Source organism: Nioella sp. MMSF_3534, from assembly GCF_030732985.1.
GTDB lineage: Bacteria > Pseudomonadota > Alphaproteobacteria > Rhodobacterales > Rhodobacteraceae > Nioella.
Genome location: NZ_JASHJX010000001.1, coordinates 41,197 through 65,317 on the forward strand (window position 1 = coordinate 41,197; position 24,121 = coordinate 65,317).

The window sequence follows — 24,121 nt, forward strand, 5'->3', positions numbered from 1 at the left end:
GGCTGACGGCAGTTCATGGCGGCCCCGATCTTTCGGGGCCGTTTTCGTATCTGCGCCTCAGCCGTGCTCCAGCGCTCGACGGTAGATATGCCAGCTGGCATGGCCCAGAACCGGCAGCGCGATGAACAGGCCCAGAAGGGCCGGGATCATTGCCGCAAAGGTCAGCACCGAAATGGTCACGCCCCAGGCGATCATGACCCCGGGATTGCGTTTGACGACCGCGATCGAGGTCAGCATCGCGGTGACGAAATCCAGTTCCTTGTCCAGCAGCAGCGGCAGCGAAATCGCGGTCAGGCAAAACAGGACAAAGGCGAACGCCGCCCCGAATGCGGTGCCGACCAGCAGCATCAACAGACCTTCGGGCTGAAGCAGATAGGCATAGCTGGAGCTGACATTCATCAGAACCGATGGCCCCATGAACAGCGCGAACAGCATATGGGCAAAGAAGGACCAGAACAGGAAATAGACGATGATCACCCAGGACATCAGGGGCAATTGCCGAAGGCGCTGACGCCAGACCACGCCGAAGATGTCATTGCGGCGGAAATCGGTGTCGCCCTGTTCCAGCCGGTGCGAGACCTCGTAAAGCCCCACGGCAAGGAACGGCGCGATCAGGGGGAAGCCCACGGTGATCGGCAGAGACAGCCAGATCTGCTCGGTCACGAAAAAGAGGATATAGAGCAGCCAGCCGCCGATCACATAGATATGGGCAAAGAACAGCCCCATCATCGGCTTGCGGCGGAAATCCTGCCACCCGGCGCGCAGCGCGTAGCCGATATCGCCCATCTCCATCTGCCGGACCTCCGGCACTTTCGACGCTTCGGGCAATGCCTGACTTGTGTCACTCATCACGAAATCCTCCCTCGCCGAAATGCTAAGGGAGGATGCTTGACCGTGCCAAGGGAAATCTGATCTCTCCGGCCCTACTGCGTTGCCGGAAAGGGCGCACCGCCGCGCACCGCAGCCAGTGCAGGGCCGACCGCGCCCATGCCCCCGTGGCGTTCCAGCCAGTCCAGAACCTCGCAGGCCGCCATCGGGTAGAGGGTGGCGAACTCCTCTCCTGCCCGGCGCCGCCAGTCGCGGGCAAGCACCGGCAGGTCACCATCGGAAGACATCAGGCATCCAAGCGTTCCGTCTTCGGTCTCTGTCAGATAGCGCATGTCCCGTGAGAGGATGACCGCCAGACCTTCGTCAAACCAGGCTGGCAAAGCATTCTGCATCTGTGCCCAGGGGCCGATCCTGCGATGAATCGCGATATGGGCCAGCTCGTGGCTGAGGATCTCGACATTTCGCCCCGGTGGACCGACGAGGATGAACACCGCCCCAAAGGCGCGCGCCCAGGCCCCCTGCCCGTCCATACGGGTATCGCATTGGGGGCTGTGACAGATCAGGATTTCAGGGTCGACCTGCAAGGGCCCCAGAGCGGTCTGAACGCGGGCCTGAGCCGCATCGATCATGTCCAGAATGCGCGCCGTTTCCGCGTCGGGCGCATCTCGTTCCAGGTAGACAGTTGGGGCGATCCGCTCAAAACCATAGCAGGCCGGGCACATCCAGGCTGCCGCGGGCGGCAAAAACAGCGTCACCCCCAAAAGGATCAGCCCGACACACACAGATGAAACCAGAAAGAGACGGCGGAAAAACCGGGACATGACTCAACCAATGAACACAGCACCAGATAAAACAATAGGCTACCGGGGCCGCCCATCACAAGGCTGCTGCGTCAACCGGTACTGTTGGATCTCGTCTTTACCGCTCAGTCCTCGGACTGCGCTTCGGCGCGGGTCTTGCCAGAGACGTCCATCGCCAGAACGCTGGCCATCAGCCCGTCAAGATCGCCATCGAGAACGCCTTGCGTGTCCGAGGTCTCGTAGCCCGTGCGCAGGTCCTTAACCATCTGGTAGGGCTGCAGAACATAAGACCGGATCTGGTTGCCCCAACCCGCATCGCCCTTGTTCTCATGGGCCTCGTTGATGGCGGCATTGCGGCGGTCCAGTTCCTGCTGGTAGAGCCGCGATTTCAGCGCCTTCATGGCGATATCGCGGTTCTGGTGCTGCGATTTCTCGGAACTGGTCACAACGATCCCGGTCGGGATGTGGGTGATCCGCACCGCCGAATCCGTCGTGTTCACGTGCTGACCGCCCGCGCCCGACGACCGGTAGGTGTCGATACGGATGTCCGACGGGTTCACCTCGATCTCGATATTGTCGTCCACGACCGGGTAAACCCAGACCGAGCTGAAGGACGTATGCCGACGGGCGGCGCTGTCATAGGGGCTGATCCGCACCAGACGATGCACGCCCGATTCCGATTTCAGCCAGCCATAGGCGTTGTGGCCGGAAATCTTGTAGGTGGCGGATTTGATGCCTGCCTCTTCGCCCGCGCTTTCGGACTGAAGCTCCACATCATAGCCCTTTTTCTCGGCCCACCGGACATACATCCGCGCCAGAATGGACGCCCAGTCACAGCTTTCGGTGCCACCGGCGCCAGAGTTGATTTCAAGGAAGGTGTCATTGCTGTCAGCCTCACCGTCCAGCAGCGCCTCCAGCTCCTTCGCGGCGGCGGTCTTGACCAACTCGGCAAGCGCTTCCTCGGCCTCGGCGATCACCTCCTGATCGTCCTCCATCTCGCCAAGCTCGATCAGTTCGACATTGTCGTTCAGCCCGGTCTCGATGGCTTTGTACGTGCCCATCTTGTCGACCAGCAATTGCCGATCGCGCATCAGCTTCTGCGCCTTTTCCGGGTCGTTCCACAGGTCCGGGTCCTCGACGCGGGCGTTGAATTCCTCCAACCGGTGCGGGGCCGTCTCAAGGTCCATCCGCTGGCCCAGAAGGGTCAGGGATTTGCGGATTTTCTCGATATGGCTTTGGGTTTCGGCCCGCATGGTCTGCTCGCTCGGCTCTGGAATGGGTTGTCACAGGGATGTAGACCAGCCCCCGCGCCGCTGCAAGCGGGCAAGGGCCGGTGGCGGTCAGTAAAGCCCGCCGGAGGTCAGTTCGCCGAAGCCCGTGCCAAGCGGCACACGCGCGGTTCCGCCGGTCGAGGTTTCAACGGTACTGTCCGTAGGCGGCAACGGATCGCCGTCGACGATTTCCCCGCCGCCGGTGCCCGGTTCCTGACCGCGTGCGAACATCGGCAGGTTAGACCCCATGCCAAAGCCGCCATCGACAATGGACAGCATGCCGAAGAACGGCTCTTCCCCGTCGCGGAAATACTCCATCACCACATCGGGGCCGGACGCGCCGGATTCGAGACGCTGGCCGGAATAACGGTCGATCGGGTAGAAATGCCCCCCCGGCGGCACTTCGAATTCGCCCCCGCCATACTCGGCAATCGCCTCGCGCATGAATTGCGCAAAGACCGGCCCGCACATACCGCCGCCCGAGGCCCCCCGTCCAAGGCTGCGCGGCGTGTCGAAGCCGATATAGCAGCCCGCAACGATGGTGTTGGAAAAGCCCACGAACCACACATCGCGCGCGTCGTTGGTGGTGCCGGTCTTGCCAGCCAGCGGCACGCCGAGCCCGGCATTGCCGACACTGCCCGCCGCCGTACCGCGCTGAACCACGCCGCGCATCATCGAGGTGATCTGATAGGCGGTGATCGCGTCAATGACTCTCTCTCGGTTCGACACGATCCGGGGCGCGCGACCGCTTTCCAGATCGCTCAGCAGACAGTCCTGACAGATGCGCTGATCATGGCGATAGACGGTCGCGCCGAACCGGTCCTGCACCCGGTCAACCAACGTCGGCTCCACCCGCTCGCCGCCATTGGCGAACATCGCATAGGCCGCAACGACCCGGTAAAGCGTGGTTTCCTGCGAGCCGAGAGAGTTGGCCAGATAGGGCTGCAATTCATCATAGACGCCGAAGCGTTCCGCATAGCGGGCGACGGTCTCCATCCCGATATCCTGCGCCAGACGCACGGTCATCAGGTTGCGCGACCGTTCGATCCCTGTGCGCAGCGGCGCGGGGCCGTAGAATTCGTTCGAGGCATTGGTGGGCCGCCAGATGCCCTCGCCCGTATCGACCTCGATCGGGGCGTCGATGACGATGGTGTTGGGGCTGTAGCCGGTATCAAGCGCGGTCGCATAGACGAAAGGCTTGAAGACAGACCCCGGCTGGCGCGTCGCCTGCGTGGCGCGGTTGAAGCTGGAATACTGGTAGGAAAAGCCCCCCTGCATCGCCAGAACCCGGCCGGTGTTCACATCCATCGCCATGAATCCGCCCTGAACCTCGGGGATCTGTCGCAGGGTCCAGCGGATGAAACTTCCATCGCTGTCGCTGGTCATGGCGCGCACATGGATGACGTCGCCCACATCCAGCAGGTCTCCGGCATTTCGCGCGGTATCGCCCCGGTTGCCATCGGCGTCCACGGGCCGGGCCCAGGTCACATCCTCCGGCGGAATCCAGTGGCCATCCTCGTCATCCTCGATGCCTTCGATACCGATCCGGGCATGGGTGTTGCCCACCTCCAGCACCACGGCGGCATGCCAGCCGTCGATATCGCGGGGGAAGGTCACATCGGCCAGCAGATCGCGCCAGCCTTCACCCTCTGCCTCTGCCAACAGGTCCGGATCAATCGTCGCCAGCGGGTCGCGCCACAGGCCCCGGTCGCGGTCATAGCGTTCCAGCGCCCGGCGCAGGGCCTGCGCAGCGGCGTCCTGCAGGCTTTCATCCATGGTGGCGCGCACCGTATAGCCGCCGGACAGGAAGCCTTCGGTGCCGAAATCACGGCTCAGCTGGCGGCGGATTTCGTCGGAGAAATAGTCACGAGACGGCAGCTGCGCCCGGAAGGGTTCGATATGGCCGCCCTGCACGGTTTCCAGCGGCATGGCCTGCGCGGCCTCCATCTCTTCCAGCGAGAGATAGCCGTTTTCATACATCTCGCGCAGCACGTAGTTGCGGCGGCTGATGGCGCGGTCATAGTTGCGCACCGGATGCAGCGCCGTGCCCCCCGATTGCGGCAGCGCCGCCAGATAGGCGGCCTGTTCGGGGCGCAGATCGACCAGGTCGGAGTTGAAATAGGTCTGGGCCGCTGCCGCCACACCGAAAGAGCGCTGACCAAGCTCGATCTCGTTGAGATAAAGCTCCATAATCCGTTCCTTGGACAGCGTCTGCTCGATCCGCGCGGCAAGGATGATCTCGCGGATCTTGCGTTCGATCCGGCGCGAGCCGTCGAGCAGGAAGTTCTTCACCACCTGCTGCGTGATCGTGGAGGCCCCGCGCACATCCCGGCCCCGCGACCGGATCGCCTCGACCACCGCAGCCCCGATGGCGCGGGGGTCATAGCCGGAATGTTCGAAGAAATTGCGGTCCTCAGCGCTGACGAAAGCATGCACGACGACCGGCGGAATCTCATCATAGGAGGCATAGATCCGGCGTTCGGCGGCAAATTCATCCATGATCTCGCCGTCGCGGTTGTAGATCCGGCTGATCGTGGCGGGCGAATACTGTTGCAGCGTCTGGTAATCGGGCAGGTCGCGGGTGAAGGAAAAGATCACGCCCCCCGCAATCAGCGCGCCCATCACGAGCCCATTGGTCACGAGGCTGAAAATTGCCCCCAAAAAGGAAAAAATGAATCGGATCATGCCCGCGACTCCTGTGGCGCCTTCGCCTTATAGGCCGCGCGGCAGGGGGGGTCAAAAGCAACGCCACGAAAGCGGCGGGAATTCGCGCCTCAAGGGTTTTCCGAAAATGTGTTGTGCAGCAGGATAAGGCATGGACTTCAACGCCATCCTTCCCGCCTATGACCGCGTGGCCGACCACTGGGCCGAAACGCGCAACACGTCCCTGTTCGAGGTCGGCGCTTTGACGGCGGCCCTGGACGGTCAGAGGGACGCGACGGTGCTTGATCTGGGCTGCGGGTCGGGGATGCCGATTGCGGCATGGTTCACGGATCAGGGCTGTGCCGTGACGGGTGTGGATGGGTCAAAGCATATGCTGGACCATTTCCGGGGCAATCTTCCCGACGCAAGAGCGGTTCTCGCCGATATGCGCGGACTGTCACTGGGCCAGCAATTTGACGTGATCGTCGCGTGGGACAGTTTCTTTCACCTGTCGAAGCCCGATCAACGCACCATGTTCCCGGTCTTCGCAGCCCATGCCGCCCCCGGCGCGCGGCTTTTGCTGACAACCGGCCCCGAGGATAGCGAAGCCATGGGCAAGGTCGGACCGGAACCGGTGATCCATGCCAGCCTGTCGCCAGACGCCTACCGTGCGCTTTTGGCCGCGCATGGGTTCGAGGTGCTGTGGTTCCGCCCGGAGGACGCGGAATTCCACGGCCATTCCGTCTGGCTGGCTCAGCGGTCGGGCGGGATCGCGTAGGTCATCGAGGCGCGGGCGACCGGGGCCTCCATGCCTTCGGACCGGATCAGGCAATCGCCCACGGCCAGTGTCTTGCCCAGTTTCAGCAACCGGCAATCGCATAGAAGGTCGGCAGCGGCGGCAGGTTTGCGCATGAAATCCATCGAAATATTGGTGGTGACCGCAAGTGCCTTGGGACCGACCATCGCTAGCACCGCCAGATAGATCGACACATCGGCCAGCGCGAACATCGACGGCCCGGATACGGTGCCGCCGGGACGCAGGTGCCGCTCATCGACCTTGAGCCGCACGAGGATGCCCATCTCCTGCACCTCTTCGATGGTGAAGTCGTCTGCAACTTGCGCGAATTCCGTTTGCAGGAACGCGGATAGCGCGGATTTGTCCATGGCCAGTCCCATTGCCCCTCCTCCCTCTTTCGGCCTAGCATTCGGCGTCTTGTATGCAATTGGCAAGGGAGGGCCAGATGTCGGACGCTACGTCACAGGATATTCTTATCCGCGAGGACCTTGGCCCCATCACCCGGCTGACGCTGAACATGCCCGGCGCGCTGAATGCGCTGTCGGACGCGATGCTGGCGCGGCTGAAAGCGGAATTCACCGATCTGATGGGGTCGGAGACGCAGCGCGTTGTGGTGCTGCGCGGCACAGGAAAGGCGTTCTGCGCGGGCCATGATCTGAAGGAAATGCGCGCCAAGCGGCAGGCCCCCGACAAGGGCGCGGCGGCCCTGCGCGACCTCTTCAATCGTTGTGGAGAGATCATGCAGATGATCCCCCGCCTTCCGCAACCGGTGATTGCACAGGTCCACGGTATTGCCACGGCGGCGGGCTGCCAGCTGGTGGCGTCCTGCGATATGGCCGTTGCCGCAGATGACACCCGCTTCGGGGTGAACGGCGTCAATATCGGGCTCTTTTGTTCAACGCCCATGGTGGCTCTGTCCCGCAACATCCCGCGCAAACAGGCGATGGAGATGCTGACCACGGGCCGGTTCATCAGCGCCAACCGGGCCGAGGCGCTTGGGCTGATCAACCGATCGGTCCATGCGGACCGGCTGGAGGATGAGGTGATGGACATGGCGCAGACCGTGGCCGAAAAGCTTGGCAGCGCGGTCAGGATCGGCAAGCGCGCCTTCTACGATCAGATCCAGATGAGCCTCGCCCAAGCCTATGACTACACCGGCGCGGTGATGGTGGAAAACATGCTGGATGACGACACCGCCGAGGGGATCAACGCGTTCATCGAAAAGCGGGCACCGGACTGGACACAGCCGGGCTGAGATCACCCCAATCGCCTTAGCAGGATGGCCAGCATCCCAAGGCTGGCCATCAGAACCAGAAGCGAGAGGCCAAGCAGGCCGGGCACACCGAACCCTTCCAGCATGAAGGCCCCCAGAACCGGGGCAACTGCCCCTGCCATAATGGCAGGGATCTGGATCGTGCCCGCAATGGCGCCATAGCCCGCCGGTCCCATGACCTCGGAGATCAGCACCGGGCGCAGGATGGTCATGACCCCGATTGCGCCGCCCTGAATGGTGGTGAACGCAAAAATCAGCCAGGGCTGCACCCCCGCCAGAAACAGCGCCAGCGTGCCCGCGACCATGGCCAGAAAGGTGATGCGGGTGGCTGCCGCGGTGCCGATCCGCGCCTCGTATCGCATCAGGACCAGTCGTCCGGCCACCTGAGCGGGTCCGACGGTAGAGGCCGCGAACACCGCCAGCGGCTGGTTGGCACCCTGTTCAACGAAGATCGGCACGGCATATTGGATCAGCATCCAGTGATTGAGCGAGACAAGCGACAGGACGACCGCCAGAATCCAGAAGCTGACTGTGCGCAAAGCCCGTCCCAACGCCCCCCTGTCAGAATCTTTCGTATCGGGCGCGCCTTCGACCCGGCGCAGCATCCGTCCCGCGATGGCGAAGAGTGGCACCAGGCCGAATACCATCACCCCCGCCGCCACCCAGACCGCCCCACGCCAGCCGACTGAGGCGCTGAGCGTCGCGCCCGCCGGAAAGGCCAGAGTCGATGCAAAGCCCGCGACCAGCGTGACCCGCACAATCGCCGCCCGCGCATGTGGGCCCAAGCGGCGGATCAGGAAGGCAAAACAGGTTTCATAGAGCGTGACGGACTGGGCAAGCCCGATCAGGGCCCATGCGGCCAGATACACCGTCGGCGTCTGACTGAGCGCCAGCACAACCAACGCCCCGGCCCCGATCAGCGCGCCAGCCACCATCGCCTCGGGCCCTTTGCCAAGGTCCACCAGCCGTCCGGCGAACGGGGCCAGCACTGCGGCGATCACGATGGACAGGAACGGCCCGGTGGCCAGCAAGGCCCGGTCCCAGCCAAGATCGGCCTCCCAGCTCAGGATGAGGGCGGCAAAGATGTAGTAGAGGCAGGCGTAGCTGAGCGTCTGACCGACCGCCAGCATCCAGACCGCCGGGCCGCGTGCGGCCTGATCTGGCCGCACCCCCATGCTAAACCCCGTAAATCGCGCCGAACTTGGCGTCGAGATGATCGAGAAGCGGCGCTTCGCTGACCGGTGCGCGCGCGGCGCGTTCCACCACTTCGCGCGGCTCGTAAAGCCCGCCATGGGTTTGCAGGTTCTGCGCCATCCAGCCGGTTGCGCCGCTCAGGTCGCCCTTTGCCATCTGCGCATCCACGTTCGGAAGATCGTTGCGCAGCGTCTGGAACAGGCAGCCCGCATAGACATTGCCAAGCGTGTAGGTCGGGAAATAGCCGAAGAGCCCCACCGACCAATGCACATCCTGCAACATCCCGTTCGAGGGTTTGTCGACTGCCACACCGAAATCGGCGGCAAAGCGGTCATTCCAGGCGGTTTCCAGATCGGCCACTTGCAGATCGCCTGTGATCAACGCCCGCTCCAGATCGAAGCGCAGCAGGATATGCAGGTTGTAGTGGACCTCGTCGGCCTCGGTGCGGATATAGCCCGACTGCACCCGATTCACAGCTGCATGGAAGGCATCGGCATCGGTGACGTTCAGATCGCCAAAGGTCTCGGTCATCTTGCCGAAAAGCCAGCCGGTGAAGGCACGGCTGCGGCCCATCTGGTTCTCATAGGAGCGGCTCTGGCTTTCATGCACGCCCATGGACACGCCGCCGCCGAGGATGGTCAGCAGGTAGGCATCGTCAATGCTGAGCTCATAACAGGCATGGCCGACCTCGTGGATGGTGGAATAGAGACAGCCGAAGGGCTCCGTTTCATCCACCCGCGTGGTGATCCGCACATCCCGGCCAGAGCCGGAGCTGAACGGATGCACCGCCTTGTCGATGCGGCCATGGGTGAAGTCATAGCCGAAGGCCTGCGCCAGTTCTGCGGACAGCGCCAGTTGCGCGGCTTCCGGGAAATGACCTTTCAACGGCTCCGGGTCGAAGCCCGAGGACAGGACACGCCCGCGCAGATCGACCAGACGGGGGCGCATTCGGGAAAAGAGCGCCTCCAGCTCGGCACCGGTAATCCCCGGCTCATAATCCTGCAAGAGCGCATCATAGGGATCGGCGTCCCCTGCGATGGCGGCGGCCTCCTCGCGCCGCAGACGCAGGATTTCGGCCAGCGTCGGCAGGAAGGCCGCCACATCTTCATTCGCCCGCGCCTCGGCCCAGATGCCCTGCGCGCGCGAGGTGGCCTTGGCAAGTGCCTTTGCCAGATCGGCGGGCACCTTGGTGGCGCGGTCGTATTCGCGGCGGATCAGACGCAAATTGGCGCGACCCACGTCATCGGAGGCCTCTGCCCGGTCCAGCCAGTCGCCCACGCGCGGATCGGTGCGGCGGGCATGGAGCACGCTTTCCATCGCCGCCATTTCCTCGGACCGCTGATCGGCGGCCCCGCGGGGCATCATCGTTTCCTGATCCCAACCCAGGCGGCCCATCACTTCGGACAGGGCCTGCGTGTCTTTCTGGTAGGCGATCAGATCGTCATAGGCGGACATGTCAGGCCCCTCTCACGGATTGGGCATGGGGATGCATCGCGGTAAAGCGCGCGCGCAGGATCAGCACGATGGTCACGACCGCGCCCAACTGGTGCAGCAGCGCCAGCGCAAGCGGCGAGGAATGCATGACCGTGACAATCCCCAGCACCGCCTGAACGAAGATCATCGCCGCTGCCACCTGCGCCGCGCCCCTGACGCTGCGATTGGCGGATTTGCGCGCCGCCATCAGGATACCGATCGCCATCAGCACCAGCACATAACCCACGATCCGGTGGATGAACTGAACGGTGCCTGCGTTCTCGAAAAGGTTCCGCCAGACAGGCTCGATCTGCCACATATCGGGCGGAAAGAAACCGCCTGACATGAGCGGCCAATCAGGGAACATGCGGCCCGCGTCAATGCCCGCGACCAGCGCCCCAAGAAGGATCTGGACAAAGGACAGATGCAACAGCCCCGTCACCATTCCCTTGATCTTGCGGTCCATATTGCGGCGGGCCTGCATCAGCTCCGCCTCGTCACGCATCAGGCGCAGCACATACCAGGCAATGAGCGCGAGGATCAGGAAGGCCAGCCCCAGATGCGTCGCCAGCCGGTAGGAGGCGACGTCGAGCATCCCTTCCTGCAACCCGGAATGTACCATCCACCAGCCTATGGCCCCCTGAGCGCCGCCAAGCGCGCCAAGCAGCAGGAAGCGTCCGGTCCATCCTGTTGGCATCCGTTTCGTCGCCAGCATGAAGGCAAAGCCAAGCGCCCAGACAAGGCCAATGGTCCGGCCAAGTTGCCGGTGGCCCCATTCCCACCAGTAGATGTACTGGAACTCGGCCAGGCTCATGCCCGCGTTTTGCAGCCGGTATTCGTCGGTCTGCTGATAGGCTTCGAATTCCGCTTGCCAGTCAGCCTCGTTCAGGGGCGGCACCGCGCCCGAGATCGGGGCCCATTCGGTGATGGAGAGGCCTGAGTCGGTCAGACGGGTCAACCCGCCCACGGCGATCATCACCACGACCATCGCGAAAAGCACCATCAGCCAGATCCGCGCAAAGCCGCGCCCCCTGCCCCGACCCGCCGTCAAAGCGCCCGGCGTCGCGGCGGGTTTCTGGGTTTCGGTGACCTCTTCGAAGATACTGCGTCCGCTCATGCCTCGGGCTCCCATTTCCGTCCCGCCAGACCTAGCCCCGCCCCACGGGAGGATCAAGCGCCACGGCAATGCGTCGCGGGTCAGCCGCGTTCTTTCCAGCGCACCATCTGGCGCAGCACACCATGCAGGGTCTGCACATCGGCGCGCGTGAGCGGCAGGCGCGACCACATGTTGCGCAGGTTCAGGCGCATGCTGTCGGCCTTGGCTTCGGGAAAGAAGAACCCGGCCTCACCCAAGCGCTCCTCGAAATGGTCGCCCAGTTTCTCCACCTCCAGCCCGGTGGCGAACTCGGTCCCGGCCAGTTCCATCACTTCGGCCACGATCTCTTCCGTCGCGCGGCGCCATTCATAGGCGGTCAGCAAAACGCATTGACCAAGATTGAGCGAGGCAAAATCGGGGTTCACGGGGACCGAGATGATCGCATTCGCCTGCACGATATCTTCATTTTCCAGCCCCGCCCGTTCGGGACCGAACAGCACCCCCACCTTGCCGCCCTCCGCATGGATCGCACGGGCCTGTTCCATCGCGCGTTCGGGAGTGACAATCGGTTTCGTCAGGCCCCGTTGCCGGGCCGTGGTCGCAAAGACATAGGTGCAATCGCGCAAGGCTTCTGCCGTGGTCTGGAACAGCCCCGCATTGTCCAGCAGCCGCCCCGCCCCGCTGGCCAGCGCTACGGCGCGTTCATTGGGCCAGCCATCGCGGGGGGCGATCACCCGCATATGATCCAGCCCAAAATTCCACATCGCCCGCGCGGCGGCACCGATGTTTTCGCCCATCTGCGGGCGGACGAGGATGAAGGCGGGTTGGGGATGCTTGGCTTCCATGGGCTGCCGCATAAATCCGGGTGGGCCGCGATGCAAGCGCCCCATTGTTCCCGGCGCGGCGACCGGCTATCACCGCGCCAGAAAAGACGAAGGATATTCCCATGCCGCAGGACGCCCCCGAGCAGCCGCAGATCTACCTGATCACGCCGCCCGCCTTCGAGATCGACGCCTTCGCGCCGAAGCTTGCCGCCGTTCTGGACGGGGTCGAGATCGCCTGCCTGCGCCTCGCCCATGCCTCTGCCGATGCCGATGACGTCGCCCGCGCCGCCGATGCGTTGCGCGTCATTGCCCATGAGCGGGACGTGCCGATTGTGATCGAGAAGCATCTGGGTATGGTCGAACGGCTTGGCCTCGACGGCGTGCACCTGACCGATGCCGCGCGGTCCGTCCGCAAGGCCCGCAAGGAATTGGGGGCCGATCCGATTGTGGGCGCGTTCTGTGGCGCCTCCACCCATGAGGGGATGACGGCGGGTGAAGTGGGCGCAGACTACATCGCCTTCGGTCCCGTCGGCGACAGCCCGCTTGGGGACGGCACCCGCGCCGAACATGACCTTTTCGCCTGGTGGTCGCAGATGATCGAGCTGCCCGTTGTGGCAGAGGGTGCCTTGACCGTCGATCTGGTGGCGCAGCTGGCCCCGGTCACGGATTTCTTCGCCATCGGGCAGGAGATCTGGAAAGCAGAGGATCCGCTGGCCGCGCTGACCGCCCTTACCGCCCCGCTTCGGTGAAGCCCTGCCGGACGGCCGCTTCGCAGGCTGCCGCCAGGGATTTACGATCGGGGAAGTCCGAGACCCTGAGCGGCGGGTGGTAGATCACGTCGACGCGGCCCTGTCGCCGGACGGCCAACACCTTGAGCAGCCCGTAGCCGAAACCCATCTCGCCCCACCAGCCGTAGAACCTCGGGTCTTCGCCTTCGGGCGCATGATAGCGCAGGGTGATGGGCTGAACGGTCAGGAAGTCGCGCAAAGCCTCGGTGGTGAAGGCCGCGAAAAGGGTCGTCTTGAAGGGCAGAACCCGTTGCCCGTCGGTGCTGGTGCCTTCGGGGAAAAACAACAGGTGGTGGCCTGCCCGCAGCCGGTCCTCGAACACCTCCTGCTGTCGCTTCGCCTCGCGCCGGTCGCGGCGGATGAACACCGTGCCCGTGCCGCGCGCCAGCCAGCCGATGCCGGGCCAGCCATGCACCTCGGCCTTGGCAACGAAGTAGATCCGTTTGGACGCGTTCAGCACAAAAATATCGAGCCAGCTGGAATGATTGGCGACATAGGCCCCGCGTTCCGGGCTTGGTGCACCGCTCACATTCCGCTTCAGCCCCATCATCCAACAGGTTGAAATACAAACGAATTGCGTGATCCATGGGGTTATGGGGCGACGATAGCCCCAGATCCATTTCTCCGGCACCCGCAGGATCAGAAGCAGCGGAAAGCAGACAAGCAGGAGCGTGATGACAGGAATACCCCTGCGACCGGCCCTCAGCCACCCGGCAAGGGCAATGGGGCTGTCCAGCGGCATCTCGCCATCATCCCAGATCGTCACCGCCGCGCCCCCTTGGCATAGAGGCCGAACTGCTTCTGCGAGACGCGTTTCACATCCATCAGCAGGCAGATATCGGTGGTGTTGAAGGGCCGGTCTATATAGGCCCCCTCGCCCACGAACCCGCCCATCTTGAGATAGCCCTTGATCAGCGCAGGTATCGCGCGGGCGGCGGCGACCCGGTCCAGATCGGGCTCGGCGATCAGGTCCATGCGCTGAAAACTGTCCTCGCGCGCGCGAACGCGGATGTCAGCAGGGGCAAGGTAGCGGTGATGAAGCAATGACAAAGGCGCAGCAAAGGCAGCGGCATCGGTACCATGGAAGGACGCGACGCCAAACATCAGGTCGATCCCGTGATCCTCCACATAGGCCGCGAGCCCGTTCCACAGATGCAGCATCGCCGTGCCGCCGCGATAATCGGCATGAACGCAGGACCGACCCAGTTCCAGCAGCCTGAGCGGACCCTGTTTCAGAACCGTCAGGTCATATTCATCGTCGCAATAGAACTGCCCTGCGGCGGCGGCCTGATCTTCTCGCATCACACGGTAGACGCCGACGCATTGATTGCCCTGCCGCGACCGATCCAGCAGCATCAGATGGTCGAAGAACGGATCGAACCTGTCCGCCTCCAGCCCGTTTGCGTGATCCACGAGGTCGCCATCGCCGCCCAGTTCCCGGATGAACACCTCGTAGCGCAGGGCCTGTGCAAGCCTCAGATCGGCCTCGCCTCGGGCCAGACGCAGTTCAAGCTGGGTGTCGTCAATCACCATGGGCCGCCCGCCAAGAAACCTGCGCGCGAGGTAAGCGATTGACCGGGCCAATGCAACCTCAAGCCCCCACTCGTTAGGAAACTGTTAACCGCAAGCGGGCTAGCGTTACCGGGCAGAAGATCCGAGGAGATCAGAACTCGATGACAAGGCCCACCCGTTCGCCATTGATCACCACTTTTCCGGCATTCTCGAAATTCACCGTGATCCGGCCCGCGATATTCGATTGCACTTGCCCCAGCCCCCAATCAGGCTGGCCGGGGTGGCGCACCAGCATGCCAGGTTCCAGCATTGCGTTGAGATCATTGACCATTTCAGGGGGCCTTTCGTGATGGATGATCGCCATGATTTCCCCGTACCGGATCTTGCCGAACTGGTTGGATCGCGGCTGTGTCATGACCTTGTAAACCCGCTGTCAGCGATTTCCAACGGGATGGAGCTGATTGGCCTGTCCGGCGCGCCCCGGACACCGGAGCTGGAGCTGATCGGATCGGCCATAGGGGACGCCATGGCGCGCATCCGCTTCTTCCGGGTGGCCTTCGGTGCGGCGCGGGCGGGCGAAACCCTGTCGGAACGCGAATTGCGTGAGATCGTGACCGCGATCTATGGCGGCGGTCGGCTGTCGGTGGAGTGGCAGGTGACGGGCGACCTGCCCCGGCAGGACGCGAAGCTCGCTTTCCTGCTGCTCAACTGTGCCGAGACGGCTCTTCCGCTTGGGGGCGTGTTGACGGTTCGACATTCCGGCGAGGACTGGGAGTTCTCGGGCGAGGGTCGCAAGCTGTCCATCGACGCGGAGAGCTGGCAGGTTCTGGATCAGCCGATATCGTCTGACCTGTTGCCGCCGCCCTCTCGCGTCCAATTCGCCTTGCTGGCCAAGGAGGCCACAATCAGCGGAAGACGCGTCCGGCTATCGCTGTCCGCGGATAGGCTGCACTTCACGCTGAGCCTGACCCGGGCCTAGCCCAAGGCGACCAGCCCAGTGCGGAAACGGCGCATGTTCTGCCGGTAATGCTCGGCCGAGGCCAGCAGCCCGGCCTGTGCCGCCTCATCGAGGGTCCGCACAACCTTGCCGGGTGCCCCCATGACCAGCGAGAAATCGGGAATTTCCTTGTTTTCCGTGATCAGCGCCCCGGCCCCGATCAGGCAGCCTTTGCCGATCTTCGCCCCGTTCAGCACCGTCGCCCCCATGCCGATCAGGCTGCCATCCCCGATGGTGCATCCATGCAGCATGACCTTGTGACCGATGGTGCAGTTCGCCCCGATGGTCAGCGGGCAGCCGGGATCGGTGTGGAAGACGCAGTTTTCCTGCACGTTCGACCCGGCCCCGACGCGGATTTCTTCGTTGTCACCGCGCAAGGTGCTGCCGAACCAGACCGACGCGCCCGCCTCCAGCACCACCCGGCCGATCACATTCGCATCCGGCGCAATCCAGGTATCCTCTGCGATCTCTGGTTCGATGCCGTCGAGGGCGTAAATCACTGTTCATCCTCCTGAAATTCGGATTGCAGCCCGCGCACGAAGCCCACCAACCCCGGCTGTTGCGGTTGGCGCAGACGTTCGGCGCTGACGATGGTTTTCAGCCGCTCGAAGGTTACGTCCAGATCGTCATTGACCAGCACGTAATCATACCCATCCCAATGGCTGATCTCGTCCCAGCTTTTCTGCATCCGCTTCTGGATCACCTCGGGCGCGTCCTGTCCGCGGCTGACCAGTCGACGGCGCAGTTCCGCGATGGATGGCGGCAGAACGAAGATCGACAGCACATGGTCGCGCAAGGCACTGGTCTTGATCTGCTGTGCGCCCTGCCAGTCGATGTCAAAGAGCACATCGCAGCCCGACTCGATGGCCTCTTTCACGGGCGCCATGGGCGAGCCGTAGAAATTGCCGAAGACATGGGCATGTTCCAGCATCGCGCCGTCCCGCACCATGTGCTTGAAGGCGGTTTCACTGAGGAAATGATAGTCCTTTCCATCCACCTCGCCCGGCCGTGCCGCGCGCGTGGTGGCAGAGACCGAGAAGCTCAGGGACGGATCCCACTCCATCAACCGCTTGGCCAGCGTCGATTTTCCCGCGCCCGAGGGCGAAGACAGGATGATAAGAAGGCCACGGCGGCTGTCGGTCTGGGGCATGGTCACTCCACGTTCTGAACCTGCTCGCGCATCTGATCAATCGCGACCTTGAGGTCAAGGCCGGTCTGGGTCAGCGCGGCGTCGCTGGATTTCGAGCACAGCGTATTGGCCTCGCGGTTGAACTCCTGCATCAGGAAATCGAACCGCCGCCCGACCGGGCCGTCAGCTGTCAGCAGGGCCTTTGCAGCGGGGATATGGGCATTGGCCAGCCGGTCAATCTCTTCGGTCACGTCCGATTTGACCGCCTGCACCGCCAGTTCCTGCGCCAGCCGGTCGGGGTCCATCCCGTCGGCGGTGTTGAGGATCTTCCGCAAATTTTCCGCCAGCCGGTCCGCTGCCGTGCCTTTACGGGCTTCGGCCTGCGCGGCGGCCTGCGTGACCAGGGGGACCATCGCGTCGATCTGGTCGCTGAGCGTCTGACGCAACGCGGCCCCTTCTTCGGCGCGGGAGGACAGGAAGGACGCGAGCAAGTCGTCAAACTCTGCAATCAGGGTTTCATCGGGCGGAAAACTTTCCTCCGCCGCGCCGCTGGCCATGACACCGGGCAGGGTCAGGATGCGGGCGGGATCGACGGGGCCGACGAGCAGGCCCTGCGCCTCGGCGCTGCGCTGCACTTGGGCGAGAGCCGACAGGGAGGCCAGCAAGGCCGCTTCGTCTATGGAGGCCGCCGCGCCGCTGTCTTCCTTGCTGATCCGCAGATTCAGCGTCACCGATCCACGCGCGATGGCTTTCTTCAACCGCTCTCGCAGCATGATATCGAGCCGCCCCAGCCGATCCGGCAGGCGCAGCCGCATATCGAGGCCGCGGCCATTGACGCTGCGCAACTCCCAACTGCGCAGGACGCCGTCGGAGGCCACATCGCGGGCGGCATATCCTGTCATCGAATTAACCACTTAAGCTTTTCCCCCCTGCTCGTCGAATTGTTCGGATGTTATTAAGGGTTGGGTAAGGATCTCCGGTTCAGCGTTAACACAAGTCAGGGTGCGACGCCAACGCCGGGCAGGGTCGTTTCGGGGGCGTGAGTGCAGGAGTGCAAGATGAAAACCTGTTCGGAACAGCCGCGAAACGTGGTGCCGCTTTGGCATCGCAAGGATCATCAGATGGGATCGGTTGTCAGCACCGTCATGACCCATTGGACCAGCCTGCGGCGCGATGGCGGCATTCCCCGGCGCGCCGATCTGGACCCGCAGGCACTAGCCCCGGCATTGCCCAATGCCTTCCTGCTGGAACGCCCGCGCCCCGATGCGGTGCGGTTTCGGCTGGCCGGGCAGCATCTGCATCACACGATGGGGATGGATGTCAGGGGAATGCCCTTGCGGGCGTTCTTCGAAATACCGGACCGTAAGCGCTTGATGGAAAAGGTATTTCAGGTCTTTTCCGACCCCGCTATTGTGGATCTGGAGCTTGTGTCCGACGCACAGGGCCGGGCGATTCTGGAAGGCCGCATGTGCCTCATGCCGCTTACCGGACCGGAGGGTCAGATCAACCGCGCGCTAGGCGTTCTGGTCACCGACGGGCTGGTCGGCCTCCCGCCACGCCGCTTCCGCATCCGCCATCTGAGCCTGACACGTCTGGCCGCCGGCCCTGACAGCTCGGGCGTGATCCCGAGCCAACCCGGTCAATCCGCCGACCCAGCCCGCCCGCTTCAGGAACGACCGGCCTTGCGGCTGGTCCAGGGTGGATTGAGCTAAGCCCATACCAGGTTCGTTAACCTCGATCCGAGCCAGCTCCAGGTGACATGGTTAACGACAACGCCCCGGAACCGTTCAGGCTCCGGGGCGTTTCAGTTCAGGCGTTAACCTGGTCTCAACCCGCCGCGGCGGCTGCCTTGCGGCCATCGCGGCTCAGTTCCTCTGCGACGAGGAAGGCCAGTTCCAGCGATTGCGAGGCGTTGAGACGCGGATCGCAGGCGGTGTGGTAGCGGTCGGACAGATCCTCGTCCGTCACCGCCCGAACACCGCCGGTGCATTCGGTCACGTCCTTGCCGGTCATCTCGAAATGCACACCGCCGGGAACGGTGCCCTCGGCGCGATGGATCGCGAAGAATTCCTGCACCTCGCGCAGCACCGAATCGAAGGGCCGGGTCTTGTAGCCGGAGGCCGCCTTGATCGTGTTGCCGTGCATCGGATCGCAGGACCAGACCACATTCGCGCCCTCGGCCTCGACCGTCTTGATCAGGCGCGGCAGGTGATCGCCCACATTGCCCGCACCGAACCGCGCGATCAGGGTCAGGCGACCGGCCTCGTTCTTGGGGTTCAGCTTGGCCATCAGAACCTTGAGGTCATCCTCGGTCGTGGTGGGACCGCATTTCAGGCCAATGGGGTTTTGAACACCACTGGCAAATTCCACATGCGCGCCATCGGGCTGGCGGGTGCGGTCGCCGATCCAGATCATGTGACCGGACCCGGCCACGGGCAGGCCGGAGGTCGAATCGATCCGGCACAGCGCCTCTTCATATTCCAGAAGCAGCGCTTCGTGGCTGGTGTAGAAATCCACCGTGCCAAGCTGATGCGCGGTTTCGGAGTTCAGACCGGCGGCGGTCATGAAATCGAGCGCATCGGAAATCCGGTTCGCCATATCCCGATACCGGTCCGCGTCATCGGCATCGGTAAAGCCGAGCGTCCAGCTATGGACCCGATGGATATCGGCAAACCCGCCCTGGCTGAAGGCGCGCAGCAGGTTCAGCGTGGCCGCAGCCTGGGTATAGGCCTGCAGCATCTTCTGCGGGTTCGGCAGACGGGCGGCTTCGGTGAAGTCCAGCTCGTTGATGATGTCACCACGGTAGGAGGGCAGTTCCACCCCATCCTTGACCTCGGTCGGCGCGCTGCGCGGCTTGGCGAACTGGCCAGCCATGCGACCGACCTTGACCACGGGCACCTTGGCGCCAAAGGTCAGCACCACGGCCATCTGCAGCATCACCTTGTAGGTGTCACGGATGGAATCGGCGGAAAATTCGGCAAAGCTTTCGGCGCAGTCCCCGCCTTGCAACAGGAACGCCTCGCCGCGCGAAACGGCGGCAAGCTGGCTGCGCAGTTTGCGGGCCTCACCGGCAAAGACAAGCGGCGGATAGCTGGCAAGCTGAGCCTCGACCGCTGCCAATGCTTCCGCATCGGGATAGTCGGGCATCTGAATCCGCGGCTTCGCGCGCCAATCCGATTTCGTCCATGCCTGTGCCATAACGCAACTCCTGTCAGTGTCAGACCTTGCTTATAGGGCGGAGAAAAGCGGGGGCCAATGCGAAATTCATCCCCTCGGGGGATTGCGAAACGCAAAAAATGGTGGTTTCGCTAGAAAAAGCGGCAAAACCAATCCGGCCGCAAAGGAGAAATAGCGCAATGGTCACTCTGCTTCATGGCGTCCCCCGCCAACCCCGGCGCTTTATCTTCGTATTGCTCGATCAATTCACCCTGCTCAGCTTCGCCGGGGCGGTCGATACGTTGCGGATCGCCAACCGCCTTGGGGGGGCTGACCTGTACAAGATCCTCTATGCAGGCGAAGAAGGCGACGAAGTGCAATGCAGTTCCTATGCGCGGATCAAGCTGCATATGAATTTCGAAGAGCTCAACCGCGAGGACACGATTGTCATCTGCGGCGGCATCGATGTGCAGAAGGCCACCACCAAGAAGCTGATCAACTGGCTGCGCCGCGAGGCCCGGCGCGGGGTGAGCATCGCGGCGCTTTGCACCGGGGCCTATGCCATGGGAAAGGCCGGGCTGCTCGATGGCAAGCGGGCCACGATCCACTGGGAAAACCAGGACAGCTTTTCCGAGGAATTCGAAGAGGTGAAACTGACCAAATCGGTCTTCGTGATTGATGGCAACCGGATGACCACAGCGGGCGGGACGGCCTCGATCGACCTTATGCTGACGATCGTGGCCAATGACCATGGCGAGGAATTGGCCAGTCAGATCGCCGATCAGCAGATCTACACCTCGATCCGCACCGATCAGGATTCGCAGCGCCTGTCGATCCCGACCCGGATCGGCGTGCGACATCCCAAACTGAGCCAGGTCATCCGGATGATGGAACAGAATCTGGAGGAACCAATCAGCCCGTCAACGCTGGCCCACGAGGTCGGCATGTCGACGCGGCAGCTGGAACGGCTGTTCCGCCGGTATCTGAACCGCAGCCCCAAGCGCTATTACATGGAACTGAGGCTGCAAAAGGCGCGCAACCTCTTGATGCAGACGGATATGAGCGTGATCAACGTGGCACTGTCCTGTGGCTTTGCCTCGCCCTCGCATTTTTCCAAATGCTACCGGGCGCATTACGACACCACCCCCTACCGCGAACGCGGGGCGCAATCGACGCGGGTGAAGGACTGATCGCTCAGCCCTGCCCGACCCGTCCGGCACGCCCGCCCCTGCGCTTTGCGGCGGGGGGATTGGCCAAACCCTGTTCAAGGACTGCCGTCATCGGATGATCCGGCGCATCGGTCCGGTAGCGGTCCAGCAGCACCCGGATATGCGGCAGCGGGTCGGGGTCCGTCAGGCTCAGCGCCCAATCCACGAAGATCGAACGGCATTCGCCATCGGTGATTCCCTCGATCCGGTAGGCTTCCCGGATCAGGTTCTTGGGGTCGCTTGCGTCTTTCATCAGGTTTCCTCACTGGATGGCGGATGGGCCAGCGCCGTGTTGATGATAGCCTCACAACGGGCACGCAGGCTCTCGGCTTTCGCGGCCAATTCAGCGCCATCTGCGACACCGGCTTCGCGGGCGATGAAGCTGCGCCCGCCCGATCCGATCTCGTCCAGATCGAGGCGCCGGTCGGTCAAGAGCCGGGTCGCGTGATTCAGGCGGCCATAGAGGTGATGGGCCGCGGCAAGGGTGCGGGCGTCATCCGCACTGATCCAGCCGATGGACACGCCGGCCTCCAACTGGCCTTCCACGTCGCGCGCGGGCACACCGGCAATCAGCGCGGCGGTTTCGGCCAGCAGTTCCACGTCCTTCATCCGTCCGGGGCCTTCCTTGGCGTCGAGCCCCTCGCCCACACGCCCCGCCGCCGCCAGCCGGTCGCGCATGTTCTGTGCATCCGCGACGATCTTCGCCGGATCGCGGGGCGTGGTCAGAACCTCCATCCGGATCGCCTCGATATCGGCGCATAGGCTGGCATCGCCTGCCACGGGCCGCGCGCGGGTCAGCGCCAGATGTTCCCAGGTCCAGGCCTCGGTCATCTGGTAGTGCCGGAAGCCTTCCAGCGCCGTTGCCACCGGTCCCTGACGGCCAGAGGGACGCAGGCGCATGTCCACGTCGTAAAGCTTACCTTCCCCCGTTGGCGCGGTCAGGGCGGTGATCAGCGTTTTCGTCGCCTTGGCAAACCAGCCGCGCGGGTCGAGCGGGCGACGGCCTTCGGTAAACTCCACATCGCCGGGATCATAGATCACCAGCAGGTCCAGATCAGACCCCGCTGTAAGCCGCCCGGCCCCAAGGCTGCCCATGGCAACGACCGCGCCGCCGCGCCCCGGCGCGGGACCATGACGGCGCGCGACCTCGTCACAGACACGCGGCCAGAGCGCCCGCAGGATCACCTGCGCCAGCATGGAATACTCTGCGCCCGCTTCCTCGGCATGGATCAGCCCGCGCAGGTGATGCACGCCAACGCGGAAATGCCATTCCTTCAGCCAGCGGCGGGCGGTGTTCAGAACCCCTTCGTAGTCCTGCCCCGCAAGCTGCGTCTCCAGATGCGCAGAAAGGGCGTCCCGATCCGGCCAGCCCGCAAAGAAATCGCCGCCGATCACCGCGTCCAGCACCCCGGAATTGCGCGACAGGTAGCGCGACAGGCCCGGCGCGGTGCCGCAGATATCGACGATCAGATCGACAAGCGGCGGGTTGGCCTCGAACAGCGAAAAGAGCTGCACCCCGGCGGGCAGCCCCCTGAGGAACCCGTCAAAGTTGCCAAGCGCCTCTTCCGGGCGTGGGGTAGCCGCGAAGCGCGACAGAAGATCGGGTTTCAGCCGCGCAAAGATCGCCTGACCACGGGCAGAGCGTAGCGCAGGGTAGCCGGGCCAGCGGGCGACGATTTCTTCGGCGGTTTCCGAAAGCTCCGGCAGATCGGTTTCGGTCTTCTCGGGCTTGAAAAAGGGCTCGCACAGCCGGTCGACCTCGGCCAGACGGTCGCGCAGCACTGTGCGAAAGGCTGCTGTATCGCCCTCACCGCAGAACCGCGCCAGCCTGTCGAACCCTTCGTCCGAGTTGGGCAGCAAATGGGTTTGCGCGTCATTGATCATCTGAACGCGGTGTTCGATTTCCCGGTGCAGGCGGTAATGCCGGGTCAGCCGGTCGCGCACATCCGTCTCGATCCAGCTCTTCTCGGCCAAAGCCGCCAAGGCTGGAACCGTGCCACGACAGCGCAAATCCGGGTCACGCCCGCCGGAGACGATCTGGCGGGTCTGGGCAAAGAACTCAATCTCGCGGATGCCGCCCGCGCCGAGCTTCATATTGTGCCCTTCCAAAGTGATCGGCCCGTGCAAGCCCTTGTGACGGCGGATTTTCTCGCGCATCTCGTGGGTGTCCTGAATGGCGGCAAAATCCAGATGCTTGCGCCAGACGAACGGGTTGAGGGTGTTCAGAAACCGCTCCCCCGCCGCGATATCGCCCGCGCAGGGCCGGGCCTTGATATAGGCCGCGCGTTCCCAGTTGCGGCCTTCGGCCTCGTAATAGCGTTCGGCGGCTGCCATCGAGATGCAGACCGGTGTGACCGAGGCATCCGGGCGCAACCGCAGATCGGTGCGGAACACATAGCCATCGCGGGTCACATCGGCGAGGGCCGAGGCCATGCGGCGGGTGACCTTGATGAAGCTTGCCCGTGCCTCCATCTCGTCCCCCGGCTCGAACCGGGTTTCGTCGAACAGCACAATGAGGTCGATATCGGACGAGTAATTCAGCTCGCCCGCGCCCATCTTGCCCATGGCCAGCGCCACCATCCCCGCGCCGGTTTCCGCGTCTTCCTCGGTCATGCCGGGGATCTTGCCGCGCCTCGCCTCTGCCGCCACCAATCGGCGGATCGCAACATCAACGGCGGCATCCGCAAAATCGGTCAGCAAGCCCGTCACCTGTTCCAGAGGCCAAACGCCCCCCAGATCGGCCAGCGCCGCATAAAGCGCCACGCGGCGTTTCAACCGCCGCAGTTCCGGGGCCAGATCGCTCGCGCCAACCTCGCCCGTCGCCAGCAGCAGTCCCCGGCGCACCTCTTCCGGGTCCTGTGTCAGCGCCTCGGACAGCCATGCCTTCTCCTTGCCGATAAGGCTCAGCAGGTAGGGGCTGCACCCCCCTGTTCCCTCGATCAGCGGGCGCAGTTCGGGGGCAAGATCGGGCAGATGCGCCAAGGCGTCGGCACCGCGATCGGCGTCGAAGGGAATGGGATGGCGGGTCAGTCGGGATGCAAAGCTCATGGCTTCCGTGATGGCTGGCGGCTTCGGTTTCGTCAATTGCTTGCACGTCGCAGGGGGACCGGGCAACAAGGGGTCGGATAACGGA

The 24,121-nt window shown here is 63.7% G+C and carries 24 protein-coding genes; 6 read left to right on the forward strand and 18 right to left on the reverse strand.

The window, feature by feature from the left end; translation table 11 throughout:
- Positions 1-57: 57 nt before the first annotated feature.
- From RBB16_RS00165 to RBB16_RS00180, 4 genes are all read right to left on the reverse strand, one after another.
- Positions 58-849 (reverse strand): DUF2189 domain-containing protein, encoded by a 792-nt coding sequence (locus tag RBB16_RS00165; protein ID WP_306044187.1) that lies wholly within the window; start codon positions 847-849, stop codon positions 58-60.
- A gap of 74 nt (positions 850-923) precedes the next feature.
- Complete coding sequence (locus RBB16_RS00170) at positions 924-1,649, reverse strand: hypothetical protein (RefSeq protein ID WP_306044188.1); 726 nt, start codon at positions 1,647-1,649, stop codon at positions 924-926.
- Between the two features lie 104 nt (positions 1,650-1,753).
- Positions 1,754-2,881: a peptide chain release factor 2 gene (gene prfB / locus RBB16_RS00175; protein ID WP_306044189.1), complete on the reverse strand. Its 1,128-nt coding sequence runs from the start codon at positions 2,879-2,881 to the stop codon at positions 1,754-1,756.
- A gap of 87 nt (positions 2,882-2,968) precedes the next feature.
- Positions 2,969-5,584: a penicillin-binding protein 1A gene (locus RBB16_RS00180; protein ID WP_306044190.1), complete on the reverse strand. Its 2,616-nt coding sequence runs from the start codon at positions 5,582-5,584 to the stop codon at positions 2,969-2,971.
- 130 nt (positions 5,585-5,714) lie between these two features.
- Between RBB16_RS00180 and RBB16_RS00185 the strand changes: the two genes are divergently transcribed.
- Complete coding sequence (locus RBB16_RS00185; protein ID WP_306044191.1) at positions 5,715-6,320, forward strand: trans-aconitate 2-methyltransferase; 606 nt, start codon at positions 5,715-5,717, stop codon at positions 6,318-6,320.
- Here RBB16_RS00185 and RBB16_RS00190 read toward each other — a convergent pair.
- Entirely contained in the window at positions 6,296-6,718 is a 423-nt protein-coding gene (locus RBB16_RS00190; RefSeq protein WP_306044192.1) for a PaaI family thioesterase, read from the reverse strand. The genes RBB16_RS00185 and RBB16_RS00190 overlap by 25 nt on opposite strands.
- Before the next feature lie 65 nt (positions 6,719-6,783).
- On the opposite strand from RBB16_RS00190, the gene RBB16_RS00195 reads away from it, so the two are divergent.
- Complete coding sequence (locus RBB16_RS00195) at positions 6,784-7,593, forward strand: enoyl-CoA hydratase (RefSeq protein WP_306044193.1); 810 nt, start codon at positions 6,784-6,786, stop codon at positions 7,591-7,593.
- Between the two features lie 2 nt (positions 7,594-7,595).
- Here the strand turns inward: RBB16_RS00195 and RBB16_RS00200 are convergent, their stop codons facing one another.
- The 4 genes from RBB16_RS00200 to RBB16_RS00215 form a co-directional block, all read right to left on the reverse strand.
- Positions 7,596-8,786 carry an MFS transporter gene (locus tag RBB16_RS00200; protein ID WP_306044194.1) on the reverse strand — a complete coding sequence of 397 codons (1,191 nt, stop codon included), beginning with the start codon at positions 8,784-8,786 and terminating at the stop codon, positions 7,596-7,598.
- Between the two features lies 1 nt (position 8,787).
- Entirely contained in the window at positions 8,788-10,260 is a 1,473-nt protein-coding gene (locus RBB16_RS00205; RefSeq protein ID WP_306044195.1) for a carboxypeptidase M32, read from the reverse strand.
- 1 nt (position 10,261) lies between these two features.
- Positions 10,262-11,395, reverse strand: a complete 1,134-nt coding sequence (gene ctaA / locus RBB16_RS00210) for a heme A synthase (protein WP_306044196.1) — start codon at positions 11,393-11,395, stop codon at positions 10,262-10,264.
- A gap of 80 nt (positions 11,396-11,475) precedes the next feature.
- On the reverse strand, positions 11,476-12,219 hold the full coding sequence (locus RBB16_RS00215) for an RNA methyltransferase (RefSeq protein ID WP_306044197.1): 744 nt from the start codon (positions 12,217-12,219) through the stop codon (positions 11,476-11,478).
- Between the two features lie 101 nt (positions 12,220-12,320).
- Here RBB16_RS00215 and RBB16_RS00220 point away from each other — a divergent pair, with 101 nt between their 5' ends.
- On the forward strand, positions 12,321-12,947 hold the full coding sequence (locus RBB16_RS00220; RefSeq protein ID WP_306044198.1) for a thiamine phosphate synthase: 627 nt from the start codon (positions 12,321-12,323) through the stop codon (positions 12,945-12,947).
- On the opposite strand, the gene RBB16_RS00225 is transcribed toward RBB16_RS00220, so the two are convergent.
- The 3 genes from RBB16_RS00225 to RBB16_RS00235 all read right to left on the reverse strand — a co-directional run bounded on the left by RBB16_RS00225 (position 12,928) and on the right by RBB16_RS00235 (position 14,862).
- A complete protein-coding gene (locus RBB16_RS00225; RefSeq protein ID WP_371931195.1) occupies positions 12,928-13,752 on the reverse strand; it encodes a lysophospholipid acyltransferase family protein in 825 nt (274 codons plus the stop codon). The genes RBB16_RS00220 and RBB16_RS00225 overlap by 20 nt on opposite strands.
- Positions 13,749-14,519 (reverse strand): GNAT family N-acetyltransferase, encoded by a 771-nt coding sequence (locus RBB16_RS00230; protein WP_306044199.1) that lies wholly within the window; start codon positions 14,517-14,519, stop codon positions 13,749-13,751. Before RBB16_RS00230 ends, RBB16_RS00225 begins: the two co-directional genes overlap by 4 nt.
- Positions 14,520-14,649: 130 nt before the next feature.
- Positions 14,650-14,862, reverse strand: coding sequence for a DUF3553 domain-containing protein (locus RBB16_RS00235; RefSeq protein WP_306044200.1), 213 nt, complete (start codon positions 14,860-14,862; stop codon positions 14,650-14,652).
- On the opposite strand from RBB16_RS00235, the gene RBB16_RS00240 reads away from it, so the two are divergent.
- Complete coding sequence (locus RBB16_RS00240) at positions 14,848-15,477, forward strand: histidine phosphotransferase family protein (RefSeq protein WP_306044201.1); 630 nt, start codon at positions 14,848-14,850, stop codon at positions 15,475-15,477. The two genes, RBB16_RS00235 and RBB16_RS00240, sit on opposite strands and share 15 nt — an antisense overlap.
- Here RBB16_RS00240 and RBB16_RS00245 read toward each other — a convergent pair.
- Genes RBB16_RS00245 through RBB16_RS00255 form a run of 3 tightly spaced genes read right to left on the reverse strand, consistent with a single transcriptional unit; the run spans position 15,474 to position 17,526 of the window.
- On the reverse strand, positions 15,474-15,995 hold the full coding sequence (locus RBB16_RS00245; RefSeq protein ID WP_306044202.1) for a gamma carbonic anhydrase family protein: 522 nt from the start codon (positions 15,993-15,995) through the stop codon (positions 15,474-15,476). The two genes, RBB16_RS00240 and RBB16_RS00245, sit on opposite strands and share 4 nt — an antisense overlap.
- Entirely contained in the window at positions 15,992-16,645 is a 654-nt protein-coding gene (gene gmk, locus RBB16_RS00250; RefSeq protein WP_306044204.1) for a guanylate kinase, read from the reverse strand. The genes RBB16_RS00245 and gmk overlap by 4 nt, the downstream gene beginning before the upstream one ends.
- A gap of 2 nt (positions 16,646-16,647) precedes the next feature.
- Positions 16,648-17,526 carry a YicC/YloC family endoribonuclease gene (locus tag RBB16_RS00255; RefSeq protein WP_306044205.1) on the reverse strand — a complete coding sequence of 293 codons (879 nt, stop codon included), beginning with the start codon at positions 17,524-17,526 and terminating at the stop codon, positions 16,648-16,650.
- Positions 17,527-17,682: 156 nt separating this feature from the next.
- On the opposite strand from RBB16_RS00255, the gene RBB16_RS00260 reads away from it, so the two are divergent.
- Positions 17,683-18,336, forward strand: a complete 654-nt coding sequence (locus tag RBB16_RS00260; protein ID WP_306044206.1) for a PAS domain-containing protein — start codon at positions 17,683-17,685, stop codon at positions 18,334-18,336.
- Between the two features lie 115 nt (positions 18,337-18,451).
- Here the strand turns inward: RBB16_RS00260 and RBB16_RS00265 are convergent, their stop codons facing one another.
- Positions 18,452-19,822 (reverse strand): class II 3-deoxy-7-phosphoheptulonate synthase, encoded by a 1,371-nt coding sequence (locus RBB16_RS00265; protein ID WP_306044207.1) that lies wholly within the window; start codon positions 19,820-19,822, stop codon positions 18,452-18,454.
- 158 nt (positions 19,823-19,980) lie between these two features.
- Between RBB16_RS00265 and RBB16_RS00270 the strand changes: the two genes are divergently transcribed.
- The gene (locus RBB16_RS00270) at positions 19,981-20,970 is read left to right on the forward strand and encodes a GlxA family transcriptional regulator (RefSeq protein WP_306044208.1); all 990 of its coding nucleotides are present in this window, start codon (positions 19,981-19,983) and stop codon (positions 20,968-20,970) included.
- A gap of 4 nt (positions 20,971-20,974) precedes the next feature.
- On the opposite strand, the gene RBB16_RS00275 is transcribed toward RBB16_RS00270, so the two are convergent.
- A complete protein-coding gene (locus RBB16_RS00275) occupies positions 20,975-21,241 on the reverse strand; it encodes a hypothetical protein (protein WP_306044209.1) in 267 nt (88 codons plus the stop codon).
- A complete protein-coding gene (locus RBB16_RS00280; protein ID WP_306044210.1) occupies positions 21,241-24,036 on the reverse strand; it encodes a bifunctional [glutamine synthetase] adenylyltransferase/[glutamine synthetase]-adenylyl-L-tyrosine phosphorylase in 2,796 nt (931 codons plus the stop codon). Before RBB16_RS00280 ends, RBB16_RS00275 begins: the two co-directional genes overlap by 1 nt.
- Positions 24,037-24,121: the final 85 nt, after the last annotated feature.